General features: G+C 66.8%; 13 protein-coding genes. 8 read left to right on the top strand and 5 right to left on the bottom strand.

All coding sequences use genetic code 11. From position 1 onward, the window contains the following. Positions 1-696: 696 nt before the first annotated feature. From ACVWWN_RS36745 to ACVWWN_RS36725, 5 genes are all read right to left on the bottom strand, one after another. Positions 697-4,062, bottom strand: a complete 3,366-nt coding sequence (locus ACVWWN_RS36745) for an ATP-binding protein (RefSeq protein WP_457148244.1) — start codon at positions 4,060-4,062, stop codon at positions 697-699. Then, a complete protein-coding gene (locus ACVWWN_RS36740; protein WP_457148243.1) occupies positions 4,055-4,741 on the bottom strand; it encodes a DUF4194 domain-containing protein in 687 nt (228 codons plus the stop codon). Before ACVWWN_RS36740 ends, ACVWWN_RS36745 begins: the two co-directional genes overlap by 8 nt. Beyond that, the gene (locus tag ACVWWN_RS36735) at positions 4,738-6,183 is read right to left on the bottom strand and encodes a DUF3375 domain-containing protein (protein ID WP_457148242.1); all 1,446 of its coding nucleotides are present in this window, start codon (positions 6,181-6,183) and stop codon (positions 4,738-4,740) included. Before ACVWWN_RS36735 ends, ACVWWN_RS36740 begins: the two co-directional genes overlap by 4 nt. Before the next feature lie 316 nt (positions 6,184-6,499). Beyond that, positions 6,500-7,075 carry an Asp23/Gls24 family envelope stress response protein gene (locus ACVWWN_RS36730; protein ID WP_457148241.1) on the bottom strand — a complete coding sequence of 192 codons (576 nt, stop codon included), beginning with the start codon at positions 7,073-7,075 and terminating at the stop codon, positions 6,500-6,502. A gap of 94 nt (positions 7,076-7,169) precedes the next feature. Then, positions 7,170-7,712 (bottom strand): RNA polymerase sigma factor, encoded by a 543-nt coding sequence (locus tag ACVWWN_RS36725; RefSeq protein WP_457148240.1) that lies wholly within the window; start codon positions 7,710-7,712, stop codon positions 7,170-7,172. A 249-nt stretch (positions 7,713-7,961) separates the two neighbouring features. On the opposite strand from ACVWWN_RS36725, the gene ACVWWN_RS36720 reads away from it, so the two are divergent. From ACVWWN_RS36720 to ACVWWN_RS36685, 8 genes are all read left to right on the top strand, one after another. Beyond that, complete coding sequence (locus ACVWWN_RS36720) at positions 7,962-8,429, top strand: Asp23/Gls24 family envelope stress response protein (RefSeq protein ID WP_457148239.1); 468 nt, start codon at positions 7,962-7,964, stop codon at positions 8,427-8,429. Then, on the top strand, positions 8,426-8,923 hold the full coding sequence (locus tag ACVWWN_RS36715) for a hypothetical protein (RefSeq protein ID WP_457148238.1): 498 nt from the start codon (positions 8,426-8,428) through the stop codon (positions 8,921-8,923). The genes ACVWWN_RS36720 and ACVWWN_RS36715 overlap by 4 nt, the downstream gene beginning before the upstream one ends. A 187-nt stretch (positions 8,924-9,110) precedes the next feature. Beyond that, positions 9,111-9,290: a hypothetical protein gene (locus ACVWWN_RS36710; RefSeq protein WP_457148237.1), complete on the top strand. Its 180-nt coding sequence runs from the start codon at positions 9,111-9,113 to the stop codon at positions 9,288-9,290. Continuing rightward, a complete protein-coding gene (locus ACVWWN_RS36705) occupies positions 9,287-9,709 on the top strand; it encodes an Asp23/Gls24 family envelope stress response protein (RefSeq protein WP_457148236.1) in 423 nt (140 codons plus the stop codon). Before ACVWWN_RS36710 ends, ACVWWN_RS36705 begins: the two co-directional genes overlap by 4 nt. Before the next feature lie 20 nt (positions 9,710-9,729). Then, positions 9,730-10,260, top strand: a complete 531-nt coding sequence (locus ACVWWN_RS36700; RefSeq protein WP_457148235.1) for a DUF6286 domain-containing protein — start codon at positions 9,730-9,732, stop codon at positions 10,258-10,260. Further along, positions 10,260-10,835 (top strand): alkaline shock response membrane anchor protein AmaP, encoded by a 576-nt coding sequence (gene amaP / locus ACVWWN_RS36695; RefSeq protein ID WP_457148234.1) that lies wholly within the window; start codon positions 10,260-10,262, stop codon positions 10,833-10,835. The genes ACVWWN_RS36700 and amaP overlap by 1 nt, the downstream gene beginning before the upstream one ends. A 73-nt stretch (positions 10,836-10,908) precedes the next feature. Beyond that, on the top strand, positions 10,909-11,757 hold the full coding sequence (locus ACVWWN_RS36690; protein ID WP_457148233.1) for an LmeA family phospholipid-binding protein: 849 nt from the start codon (positions 10,909-10,911) through the stop codon (positions 11,755-11,757). Between the two features lie 188 nt (positions 11,758-11,945). After that, the gene (locus tag ACVWWN_RS36685) at positions 11,946-12,308 is read left to right on the top strand and encodes an antibiotic biosynthesis monooxygenase family protein (protein ID WP_457148232.1); all 363 of its coding nucleotides are present in this window, start codon (positions 11,946-11,948) and stop codon (positions 12,306-12,308) included. Positions 12,309-12,652: the final 344 nt, after the last annotated feature.

The following is a 12,652-nucleotide window of genomic DNA, read 5'->3' as shown; positions in this document are numbered from 1 at the left end:
ACGGCGAGGCGGGGACTCATGCCGGCGGTGGGTTCCGTGACACTCTGCGGTCGGACTGGACTTGTGCATGCGCTGACCAAGGCGGCGAGGCCCGCGCCGCCGGCAACTTGGAGCAGCCGACGACGGCTGACGAACTCCCGTCGGTGCCCGTCTGACCCAGGTGCGTTCATGAAGTCACGGTATAAAGCTTGGTCGGTCATCGCGTCGCTTAGCAACGGATGCTGTATCAGGGGCATGGGTGGTGTCCAGCCATTTGCCGTAGGCCGAACCGCCCGCGGCGGACACCGCGTCACATATCGCAGTCTCGGACCTGCCAGCCACTCGGTATACGGCGTATATCGGATTCCCGTCCGCGGTTGCTTGGCGTAACGATGGACATGATTGGTCTGTCCGCAAGTACGATGCGCCAGGGTTGGCGTCGAGCAATCGTTGGACGCCCTCCGAGTATTGGCCGGGGGTGGTGACCGACCCCAACAGGACGATGCCGGTGCCATCGCAGGCCGGGCGCGACATTGGGATATCCACGTTGAGTGGTCCACCGCCCTCCGAACTTGGCGGCGGCTGCGGAACTCGGCTGGCTGCTGTTGGCGACGGCGCGTTAATTCACGATTGCCGAGTCGCCGGATCCTCGCTGAGATTGCGTCAGCGGTCCCCACTGCTCGCCGCGCTTTCCCCAACTTAAATGCAGTCATACGGTCAGACTCCGGCGGCCACCTTCTGCCTGGCGTTGGCCCGCATCTCCTGGCGCAGCGTGGTGAACTCCGAAATCGTCCGGGTGGCCACCGTCGCGACCGGTCGGGCGTTGCGGCCGGTGGCCTCGGTCTTGGACACCATCACCACACTGTCGATGTAGGGCTGGATGGTGGTGGCGTTCTGCACCGTGGCGACGATCACCAGCTGGAAGCCGAACTTGCGGAACGCCGACAGCGCCTGCTGGGCGAACTGCGGGTCCGACTTGGAGAACGCCTCGTCGAGCATGAGCTGCGCGAAAACCGGCCTGTTGTCCGTACTTTCGGGGCTGGCCAGGTTGAAGCTCAGCGCACCCGCGAGGCAGAACGCCATCAGCTTCTCCTGCTCACCGCCGGAGTTGTCGCCCGCGTTGCTGTGCGTGCGGATCAGCTCCTCGCTGCTGATGTCCCACTCGGCGCAGTCGAAGGTGAACCGGTTGCGTACATCGAGCGCGTCGCGGGTCCACGCCTTGTCCTCGGGTGCGGTGGACGCCAGCCGGTTGCGCAGCCGCAGGATGTCGGCGTACTGGTCGAGGATCGCCTGCTTGTCGCCCAGCCCGACCTCGGCGATGCGCCGCGAAATGGACCGCACGATCTCGGTCAGCTCCGACACCGCCGTCAGGCTTCGCGGCGTCGCGCGCAACGTCAGGCGGGTGCCGCGGTTGAACTCCACCGCACCCAAACCCGTGTTGACGCGGTCGATCTGCTCGGCGATCCGCCGCGCCTCCTGCTCGGCGACCCGGTGCAGGGTCAGGATCGCGTCGGGGGCCTGCTCGGTGACCAGCCGCATCATCCGCTCGTAGGCCTCGGGCAGTTCGCGCTCGTCGATGTGCCTGCACAGCGCGACGTAGTCGTGCACCCGCTCATCAAAGTTGTCGCTGTCGTTGGGAATGGCGTCGGGGAACGAGGTGTCGAAGGTGTTGAGGATGCGCGCCAATTCGTCGTAGGAGCGGCGCCGGCTCTCCCGCAGCTGTTCGCGCTCCTTCTTGATCGCGGTGAACAACGCGTCGCGGTGCGGTTCGGGGTCGAGCAGCTCCAGCGAGACCGGCAGCTGCGCGGCGTAGCGGTGCAGCAGTTCGGTCAGCGGTTCGGACACGAACGCCGGCGACAGCCGCTCCTGCAGCTCCAGCAGCCGGGTGCGGCGCTCGTCGAGACTGTCGCGGCGGGTCTGGATCGCGCCGCGGCGCGTCATCAATTTCTGGATCTGCGACCAGCATTCGTCGGCACGCGCGTTGAGGGCCTCAAGGTCGGGGTTGTCGGCGAGCAGCAACTCGTACTGCTCCCGCAGCCGGTCGGCGTGCCCGTCGGCGGTCTCGGTGTCGACCTGGCTCCACTGCGGGTACTGCTCGCAGATCGCCTTGCACGCCGCCGCCCGGTCGCGCCACTGCTGGCGCTGCGCGGCGATGTCGTCGGCGGTGCGGCGGGCCTTCTGGTAGGCCTCCTCGGCGGACGCCAGTTCGAGGGTGAGCGCGTTGATCTTGGCCGACACGTCGCCCTGGTACAGGTATTCGGACTGCTTGACCGGTCGCCGGTCGTCCTTGACGGCCAGCCGGTCGGAGTCCTTGTACAGCCCGGTGTCGGTGACCGCGCGGCGGAACCGGGCGAACACGTCGGGGGTGTCGACGCAGACGTGGTTCCCGGCGGCGGTGATGACGTCGACGGCCTCGGCGGCGCACGGATGGGTGGGGTCGACGGCGAACAGCTTGCCCGCCAACGTGTTCGGTTCGGGATCAACGGGTTCGGCGCCGAGGAACTTCACCCGAACGTGGTGTAGCTGCAGCCGGCCGCGCATGTCGGTGTCGTTGACGAACCGCAGCACCTTGTCCCAGTGCTGATCGGGCACCAGCAGCCGCAGTCCCGCCCCGCGCAGCACCTTCTCGACCGCGAGCCGCCAGCGGGTCTGGTCAGGCTTGAGGTCCAGCAGTTCGGCGATGTAGGAGAGTTCGGTGGCGTCGGCACCGATGGCGGCGCAGATGTGATCGCGCATCGCGAGGGCGAACTCCGGGAGCGCCGAGCCGACGTGTTCGACGCGTTTGAGTTCCTTGGCGGCGTCGTCGCGGGCGATGCGGGCAGACTTCTGCGCGTACTCGGCGTCGGTGGACGCCTCCCGACCGCGTTCGACCTTGGCGAGCATCTCGGTGGCCTGGGCGAGCAGGTCCTCGCGCAGGTTCCAGAACTCGTCGGCGGTCTCCGGGATCTCGACGTCCTGCGCGGTCAGCAGGTCCTCGTAGGCGGCGCGCCGACGGGTCACCTGCTCGGCCTCGGTCTCGGCGGCGGTGACCTGGGACTGCATCGGGGCGAGGTTGGCGCTGGACCCGCTGATCTGGGCGTTGAGCGAATCCGCCTCGGCCTTGGCCAGATTCAGCGATCGGGTGACGTCCTCGTGCTCGTTCTCGAGCTGGTCGATGGTGCCGTCCAGTGTGGCGATCTGGGTGGGGCACTGGGCGAGTCGGACGTGGTCGGTGAACGCCCGCACCATCGGCGCGTCGACGAGGTCGATGATGCCGAGATCGCTGGACTCCGAGGCGTACCGCTGCTGGATCTGTTCGATGTCGCCGAGGATCTTGCGCTTCTTCTGGGCGACAGCGAGTAGTTCGCGGGCCTCGACCAGCGGGTCGATCTGTTTGAGCGCCTCCGGCAACCGGGCCAGGCTGTCGGGTTCGTCGAGCATGAATTCGCGGACGAACTGCTCCAGCCCGCCAACGCTTTTCAGCGACTTGGCCTTGCCGAGCAGCTGCTGGGCGGCCTCGGAGGCGCGGATGCCGATCGTGGCGTAGAGCTGCGCCAGGTACTGCGACTCGACCTTGGTGGAGAACCGCCAGGCTTCCTTGAACACGCCGGCGTCGAAGCGGCCGGCCGCCCAGCGGTTGCAGATGTCCTCGATGTCGAGGTCGCCGTCGCCGACCACGAAGCGGCTCGACGAGTCGTTGCGGGATTCGCCGGTCAGCCACTTGAGCACCAGGCCGGTGACGGTGCGGCCCGAGTCGCTGGCGTAGGTGACGGCGACCGCCGACCAGGCGGTGCCGTCGCCGCGCAGGTACATCACCCGGCTGGTGCCGCCGTCGCTGCGCTGGCCCCAGGCGCCGCGCACGTACTTGTCGACGGTGCGGCGCCCGGCGCTGGACCCGGCGGCGGTGGCGTCGCCGGAGGCGTTGAAGTTGCGGCGGTTGAACGGTAGGAAGCCCAGCGAAATCGCGTCCAGCAGTGAGGATTTGCCGCTACCGGACGCGCCGGCGATGAGCGCGCCGCCGCTGCTGAACGGGATGGAGTGGTAGCCGTCGAACACGCCCCAGTTGATGACCTGCAGCCGGGACAGGTAGAACTGTTCAGCCATCGAGCTCGACTTCTTCCTCTGCTGGCGCGCCGCCGTTGAGCAGCTGCTCGAACTGCTGCTGGAGTTCGGAGATAACCGACGCGGTCATGATGGCGGTGATCACCGGGCTGATGGTGTAGCTGTCCTCGTCGTCGCGGCACTTGCGCAGGATCTCCAGTCCGGTCAGCCGGGCGATGGCGCCGTCGATGCGGGCGGCGAAGGTGACGGCGTCGCGGTCGGTGTCGTTGAGCACGCCGGAGAACAGGCCGTGCATCTCCTCGCGGCTGATCAGCACGGCCTGCCCGCCCGAGGCGCGCATCATCTGCGCCAGGTGCAGCGCCAGGATCGAGTCGTACGTGCCCAGCGGTTCGCGGCGCAGAAGCTTGATGCCCCTGGCCGATTCGTAGCGGGCCTGTTCGACGTACGCGACGTCGGTACCGTCGACGATGCGCAGCAGCAGGTCGAGTTCGGAGAGCCGAATGGACAGCTGCTTGCGGTATTCGAGCACCCAGCTGTAGATGTCGGCGTCGGCTTCGGCGCTGATGTAGCGGCGGGTGAGCAGGTGCTGCAGGGCCCAGCAGGCGCGGTCGGGGAGTTCGGAGACGTCGCCGTCGAAGCGGGGCCTGCGTTGGTGTGGGGGACGGGCGGTCTGGTCGACCTGGGGGAGCGAGGAGAAGTCGATGTCGGCTTCGGTGGTCATGCGGAGGCTCCGGCGAGGGTGGTGATGGGTTCGGTGAATGTCAACTGGGGAACGGCGATTTCGCGGTCGGGGCCGTCCAGGGAGCGGAACCGGACGGTGGTCGACTCGGCGGCCGGGTCCGCGTCGGGTTGTTTGAGCGCCCAGGACCAGAGCACGATGACGTGGCCGAGGTAGGCGATGTCGAGCATGGCGACGGCGTCGGGCAGTGACACGGGCCCGGTGGTGAGGGCGGCGTTGAGCATGTCGGACATGGCGGGGGCGTCGACCTGGGTGGTGAGGGCGGCGAAGCTGGTCAGGTCGACCTGGCCGTCGGCGGGTTTGGCGGGTCTGGGGTTGGACAGGTCGCCGATCTTGAAGCTCAGTGCGCCAACGGAACTGATGGCGTGGCGGGCCAGCGGGACGTCGAGGTCGAGGCGGGAGTCGGTGAACGAGGACTTCAGCAGGGCGCGGGCGGCGCCGATGGCCTCGTTGAGTTGGCGGGCGACGCCGCGGCTCTGCTCCATGGTGCCGAACGCGGTGAAGCGTTTGACGCGCTGGGCGCAGCGCTGCTGGATGCGTTCGACCTCGTCGATCTGGTGGCCGACGAGTTCGAAGAAGCCGGCCATGACTTTGCGCAGGGCGGGGTCGAGGGCGGGCAGGGCCTCGGCGACGGCGGCGACGTCGGCTTCGAACTCGGCGCGCTGGTCGGGGTCGTTGATCATCCGCAGGAAGGCGCGGTGGGAGTCGCGGCCCTTCGAGTCCCAGGCGGCCTGGTAGTCGGTGTACATCTGGCGTTGGCGGTCGCGGTACTCGGTGTTGGAATCGATGGGTTCGTCGAGGGCGGCGGTGGCCTGTTCGATCATGGTGCCGTACTGGCCGATGTCGGTGATGAGGCGTTCCATCTGCAGGGCGATGGCGCGGGCCTCGTCGTAGCAGTCGGTGACATCGGGTTGCGGGCGGTGGCCGGCGTCGAGTTGGTCGAGTTCTTCATGCAGGGCGGCGATTTCGGCTTCGATGTGTTTGCGGATGCGGGCGGGGTCGTGGTCGACGCGTAGGGCGACTTGTTTGAGGCGGGAGGCGATGCCGGTGATGGAGCCGCCGGTGGCGATGGTGTCCTGGCGGCGCATGCCGCGCAGGAAGTCCAGGGCGCGGCGGGCGTCCTGGGTGAGGTAGCAGACGTTCTGGTCGTGGCGTTCGTCGACGATGCGGTGCAGCCAGCCCTGGGTGGCCCAGGACTTGATCAGCGCGAGCCCGGACTGGTGGTCGTCGAGGTCGGCGAGGTCGCGTTCCAGGCGGACGACGAGCTCGGTCTCGGGAAGGGCACCGTCGGCCAGGTGGCGTTCCATCAGCGTGGCGTAGAGGCTGAGGTTGGTGGTGGCGAGCAGCCGGATGGCGCGGGAGCCTTGCAGGTCGCGGTTGAGCTCGAGCAGCTCGGCCGCGGACAGCCCTGCGTTGTTGTCCACTGGTGCTCCTCGATCTGTCTGCGTTGTTGGTCCGGACGCTCAAACATAGGTCACGGCGACGACATCTCCGGCGGGGGACGTGCTGTGTCGGCGGGATCATCGTCACCGCGCGCGTTTGCCGACGTCAACGGAATGTCCGCGCTCCCAAGGCGTTGCGCTGAACTGACGGAGGGCGGGCACCTCTGTGGCTCATGGTGCTAGGCCCCTTGCCGCCGTCCGCGGGAGAGACGCGGCGGGATCCTCATGGATGGGGGTCGAGTCGCACTGCATCTTCTGGACGAAAGCATAAACAGCCCGCTTCGTGGGGCGGGCTCGGCTAGCCCGGGGGCTCTCCCGGTGCAAGCAGCACGTCGTCAACCGTCACGTTGACGGCGATGGTTTGCAGGCCGATGCTGTTCTGTAGTTCGGCTTTGACACGGCGCTGGATTTCGTGGGCGATGTGGTGGACCTGTTCGCCGTAGGTCACGGCGACGGCGAGGTCGATGACCGCGGTGCGGCCCAAAACGCCGACCCCTGAGTCGGGATGCCGGCGGCTGCCAGTGGCAGTGGCGATCAGGTCGGCGACATGAGACTGCGTGGTGCGCCCGAGCACGAAACGCACGCCAGGAACCCGACGCGCCACGCCACGGGCAATGGCCGCGATGACACGCGAAGCGACCCGGATGGCCCCCTGGTCAGTGAGTTGGAGGGTGTAGCCGACGTCGTGAACCAGCCTCTCGACTTCATGCATCACTGAGGCCCGAAAACGACGCGGAACGGGCACCGGCTCATCGGCAAGGCGACGAACCGGGGACCAGATGCGGTTGAATTCGGTAATCGCGGCCTGGCAATGCGGGCAGTGTTGCTGATGATCGCTCAGCCGCTCGCCGTCGCCTTCGGCGACCTGCTCCAACACTTCATCGACTAGGGCGCCACAAGCTAGCTCGCGTGAGTCGTCGCTGAAGTAACTTCGGCGCCCCTCGTGATTCGAGCCGGACATCGGTTACTCACCTCCACTGTTGCAGCGCGACACCCAGTGTGCGCCTCGCCCGGAACAGATGACTGCGAACAGCTGCCACGCTGGAGTCGGTGGCGGCTGCAACCTCGGCGTAAGACAGGCCCTCCAGGTGATGCAACACAACCGTGATGCGCTGTGCCGGCGGCAGGGCCTGGATCGCGTCGGTGACGGCGTCGTTCATCAGATCGCGTTCCAACCGCACTGCCGGACCGGCACAGGCGTCAGCGACATCACCGATAACGTCAAGTGAGTTGCTCGGGTGCTGGCGCTGCACCCGGTTGAGGGCCCGGTGCGTGACGATCCGGTACAGCCAGGTGGAGAAAGTGGATTGCGCGCGAAAATTCGGCAGCTGCTGCCATGCGCCGACCAGGGCTTCCTGCGCCACATCCTCGGCGTCGTGATGGTTGCCGACAACCCGCAGCGCCACCCGGTAGGCCAGCCCGCTATACCGGTCAACCAGTTCAGCGTAGGCGTCGAGATAGCCTTCCTGAGCGCGCCGGACAAGGTAGGCGTCATCAACACCAGCCTCCACGTCCGGCCCCCTTGTCGATCCGCGGCTACCCCAGAAGGGTAGCCAGTGTCGCGGTGAGGTAAGCGGTGTGCGGCGGCCAACCGCAAGCCGCGACGAGCAGTTGAACGTTGTCTGCGATCTTTTCTCTTCGGCTGTGTCGTACCTATGGAGGACGGTTCAAACCCCTGGGCAGTCCGTCTAGCGCTCCGAGGCAACTCGCGCCGCCATCCCAACAAGCATTTCGCTGACCACACAAGGAGTTCAACACCGATGACGCAGCCTGAGAAGTCCAGTACTCCAGCCACGAGCAGTGGCTCCGCAACTCCTGATCGCCTGCAAACCGACGAGGGCAAGATCAGCGTCGCCCAGTCCGTGGTGCAAAAGATAGCGGGCATAGCGTGCCGCGAGATCAGCGGTGTGCATGCCATGGGCAGCAGCACCGGGCGCACGTTCGGCGCGATCCGCGAGGCCATCCCCGGCTCGTTAGGAAGCCCCCACGTCGCCCAAGGCGTCAGCGTCCAGGTCGGCGAAACCCAAGCCGCGATCGACCTCGACATCGTCGTGGAATACGGCGTCGAGATCGCCGAGCTGGGCAAAAGCATCCAACGCAATGTCAAGCAGACCGTCGAGCGGATGACAGGCCTGGAGGTGGTGGAGGTCAACATCAACGTCAACGACGTTTACCTGCCCACCGACGACGCCGAGCACGAGCAAGAGATCCCCTCCCGCGTTTCATGACCAATCCCGACACCGCCATCGTGGAGGGCGTCAACGTTGACGCCCTCGCCGCCGCGGTTCGGGCTTGCCCCGCTGTCGACGATCTGGACGGCGGCCCACTCGGCACCGTCGCAACCTACCTGCCGGGTCGGCGAGTGCCGGGCATCCGAATCGGTGCCGACCGGGCAAGCATTCAGGTCCGCGGCAAATGGGACGTCCCCATACGCGAGCTCGCTGGGCAGGTACTGGCTGCGGTGGCGCCGCTCACCGGTGGCCGCACGATCGACATCTTCGTGGCCGACGTGGCCGAGCCCGCCCCGCCGGCGCCGACACAACGGGGCCTGACCGGACGCTCCCGGCAGCTCGGCGCAGGTCGGCAGGGAACTGTCGTGTCGCCGGCCGCTGAGGACAATGACGAACTATGCACGAGGACGACCGCCGCCGACGCGCCGCGCGCAAAGAGTTCATCCGCACCCACCACCCCGACCGGGGAGGAGACATCACCGAATTCGTGATCGGGCTGGCGCAATTCGACCGCGGGTCCCCACAAACCGCTCCCAGCGCACATCTCCGCATCGTCTTCGTGCCACACATCAGCTGGCCCCGGCGTCTACTGCGTGCCGTCCTCAGCCCACTTCACCGCCGCCTACCGCTGCGGAATCGCAAACCGCTGACACCTACCCAACGGAATCGAGAAAAGACATGACCCGAACATCCCTCGGCATCATCATCGGGCTGGCCCTCGGATTGGCCCTGGCCTTCGGCAGCTTCGGTCAGATGCTGCTCGTCGCCCTGTTTTGCGCGTTGGGGGTCGTCGTCGCCAAGGTCCTCGACGGCGACATCGACCTGAACCGCTACGTCGGAAACCGACGCGACCGATGACGACCACCGACGTCGCCGCGGCACGTCCTGCGGCTGGGCGTAACGAGCTCGGCGCCATCACCATCGACGATTCCGTGGTCGCCAAAATTGCCTCTCGCGCCGCGGCCGAAGAGCCCGACGCCGGAGCCGCCGCGCCCCGCATATTGCGGAAATCCCTGGCGGGAGCGGGCCGGCTCGGCCTCCGCGACACCAGCCTCACAGAGTTGCCGAAGACCTCCGCCGACGTCGATGGCAGCGTCGTTCTCGTTGAGTTGACGATCAGTGTGCGCTGGCCGCGCTCGGTTCCCGCCGTCACGCAAGCCGTGCGGCACCGCGTGCGGGCACGCGTCGAGGCGCTGACCGGCCTGAACGTCGCCGAGGTCAACATCGCGGTAACCGACCTTGCCACCCATCTCGCCCCGCCACCGCGGGTCCACTGAACACCGGACACGAGGCCCCGATGAGACTGATCAACCGGCTGCTCGGAGCCGTTCTCGCCGTCGCGCTCATCACCGCAGGTCTACTCGTGGTCGTCGAGGTCATCGCCGACCGCATGACTGGTCACCCCGCACTCGTTGACTGGCACCCGGTTTATGAGTGGGCCGCACGCACCAGCTGGATGCAGGGCAGCGTCCGAGTCGGGGGCATCGTCGTCGCCGCGCTTGGCGTGATTCTGTTGCTCGCCGAACTGCGCCGCGGAAAACCCAAGCGACTACGCATCGCCAGCGATCTCACCGACGCCGCCTACACCCGCCGCGGGGTAGCTGCCACGATCCGCACTGCCGTCAACGACGTCGACGGCATCAATCACACCGCCGTCACGGTGAAACGCCGCAAAGTCAAGGTCGCAGCAACAACCGCGGGACGCCAACCCTATACGGCCCAGTCCCTGCGAGAACCCGCAACAGCCGCCGCTCAACAGCGGCTGGACACTTTGGAACTATCCCCCGCGCCGAGGCTGTCGGTGCGCGTCACGACTCGGAGCCGCTGATGCACGCCGACCGCGCCAACCGCGCCGTACTCATCCTGTTCGCGTTGCTGCTCATCGCCGGCGGAGTCTGCACTGCGCTGGCCGGCTTCGGAGCCTTCGGCGCGGCAAACAAATATCGACACCTGTTCGCCAACCCGGTCGGCGCCTACTTTGGCATTCAGGGCGCCTGGTTATGGCTCGTCGTGGCGCTGGCCGCCGTACTGTTGGCAGCCCTTGCGTTGCGCTGGCTGATCGTGCTGCTGTTCTCCACCGACCGAGCCGGCGACATCCGGCTCACCGGAGACCGCTCCACGGGACGCAGCACCCTTGCCCCGGGCGCACTCACCAAGGTGGTGTGCGAGGAAATCGAAACCTACCCGGGCGTGCATTCGGCCAAGGCCCGAATCATCGGCGATCCCACCAGCCCCGACCTTGTCATCACCGCCACCCTCGAGCAGAGCTCAGACCTAGCCGCCCTGCGTCGGCGCATCGAGACCGACGCAGTCGCGCACGCCAGACAGGCTCTGGACAACCCCGACCTGCCCGTCATCCTCGACCTCACCATCACCGACCGCCAAACCCGCGAAGTCTCATGACCGAACACCACCGGCGTCGTCCACCGGTTCGTTAAACCTGTGGCTATCGGCTGAGCGGGTCCACGATAAAGGGATGGACGAGCATCCCCCGCCGCCGCCGGGCCAGCCGGGTTATGGCCCACCGCCGGGCGCCCCGACATCGAAGGGTTCCGGACGGAGTCGCGTCCGTCTGCGCAACCCGATGTCGATAATCCTGGTCGCGGTGACCGTGGTCGGCTTAGTCGCCGCCGGCCTGCTCGCCGGTGAGCTGTACGCGCGTCACCGCGCACGAAGCGTGGTGGCCGCCGCCGCCGAATGCGTGGTGCAGGATAAGGCGAGTGTGTCGTTCGGCGCGACGCCGCTGCTGCTTCAGCTCGCGACCGGCCACTACAGGAACATCTCGATCCACACGGCCGGCAATCGGATCGGCCACGCCCGCGGCATGAAGGCCGACGTGCTGATCGACGATGTCCGGCTGGATGGCGACGCCGACGCCATGGGCAGCGTGGGAGCTCTAGACGCCATGATCACCTGGTCGGCCGACGGCATGCAGCAGAGCATCCAGGAGGAAGCGGTCCCGCTGTTGCGTGGCTTGGTCAGCGGGGTCCAGACCAACCCGGATGACGGCACCCTCAAGCTGCAGGGCAAGTTGGGCAGTGTCACCACCAAGCCGCAGGTGACAGACGGACGAGTGGCGCTGCAGGTGGTCGATGTCACCGGGCTGGGTTTGTTGCTGCCCAGCGAGATGGTGCAGTCGGCGCTGGACGCGTTCACCACGCCTCTCACCGAGAATTATCCGCTCGATATCCATGCCGACAGCGTGCAGATCACCGATGACGGTGTGACAGCACATTATTCGACCCGAGACACGTCGATCCCGCACGGCAACAAGGGCAATCAAGGGAGCAACGACAACCAGGACCCCTGCTTCGCAAACCTATAGGCCCGCGAGCATGGCGCGGCGGGGCAAAGGCGGCGAGCGCCTACGCGACTGCAAAGGTGCCTAGTTCGCAGAACTAGGCGGGACACGCAGTGATGTTGAGGTAGAACCGTCCCGGACCCCGATCAATCCGGCAATAATGTGCCCTGACGTCGGGATGCCGGACACCCGAGGCCCATACACCGAGCCGGGTGCTTTCGTTGGGGGAAGGCGGCCCCAGCGGCGGCGAGGAGATGGTCATGATCGCTCGGATGTGGCGCGGCTGGGTTCGGACCAAGCAGGCGGCCGCCTACGTCGCCTACATCACCGGCACCGGTTTGCGTGAGTATGCGGCGACGCCGGGCCACCTTGGCTGCCAGATGTGGACGAGAGACCTGGGAGATGGTCGAACCGAAGTCGCGACGGTCAGTTGGTGGGAGTCACGGGCTGCCCTCATCGGGTTCGCGGGATCCGACATCGAGGCCGCCGTGTTCTACCCCGAGGATGACGAGTACCTCGTCGATCGCGAGACCACGGTCTCGCATTACGAGGTTGCGGCCGCCCAGCCCGGCTGACGTCGCCGCTGAACGGTCGAGACGCGCTTGCAAGGCGAGTGCGACCGGGGAGTCCTTGATTCATCATGGCCCAGGACGGGTCGGTTGTCGTATGAGTACTCGGCCATCTCGGTTCCCTTTCGATGAACGTGGTTGTGTCTCCGTTGACCGAAAAGTTGCGGGGGAGTCCTTGGCGGAACTTGGTAGGCAGCCGTGGGCGGAGGCTTGGGCCTAGGGTGTGGCCGCGCAGAATCAGGCCGCCTGCCGAATTGCCCGGGCCGCTGCGACTTCGTCGAGCGCTAAGTCCGATTGGCCATTTCCGAATGAAGAGGGACGTCGGTGGGAGGACGAGCAGCCAGGTGGTA

It is taken from the genome of Mycobacterium sp. URHB0021 (assembly GCF_054057895.1).
The sequence above is the reverse complement of the archived record's forward strand: the minus strand, read 5'-3'. Positions and strand labels throughout refer to the sequence as shown.

What these genes read in the sequence shown, in the direction of transcription:
- ACVWWN_RS36745 (WP_457148244.1), bottom strand. Translation starts at nt 4,062, where the DNA reads ATGGCTGAACAGTTCTACCTGTCCCGGCTGCAGGTCATCAACTGGGGC.
- amaP (WP_457148234.1), top strand. Translation starts at nt 10,260, where the DNA reads ATGCACGCCGACCGCGCCAACCGCGCCGTACTCATCCTGTTCGCGTTG.
- ACVWWN_RS36700 (WP_457148235.1), top strand. Translation starts at nt 9,730, where the DNA reads ATGAGACTGATCAACCGGCTGCTCGGAGCCGTTCTCGCCGTCGCGCTC.
- ACVWWN_RS36715 (WP_457148238.1), top strand. Translation starts at nt 8,426, where the DNA reads ATGACCAATCCCGACACCGCCATCGTGGAGGGCGTCAACGTTGACGCC.
- ACVWWN_RS36705 (WP_457148236.1), top strand. Translation starts at nt 9,287, where the DNA reads ATGACGACCACCGACGTCGCCGCGGCACGTCCTGCGGCTGGGCGTAAC.
- ACVWWN_RS36710 (WP_457148237.1), top strand. Translation starts at nt 9,111, where the DNA reads ATGACCCGAACATCCCTCGGCATCATCATCGGGCTGGCCCTCGGATTG.
- ACVWWN_RS36720 (WP_457148239.1), top strand. Translation starts at nt 7,962, where the DNA reads ATGACGCAGCCTGAGAAGTCCAGTACTCCAGCCACGAGCAGTGGCTCC.
- ACVWWN_RS36740 (WP_457148243.1), bottom strand. Translation starts at nt 4,741, where the DNA reads ATGACCACCGAAGCCGACATCGACTTCTCCTCGCTCCCCCAGGTCGAC.
- ACVWWN_RS36690 (WP_457148233.1), top strand. Translation starts at nt 10,909, where the DNA reads ATGGACGAGCATCCCCCGCCGCCGCCGGGCCAGCCGGGTTATGGCCCA.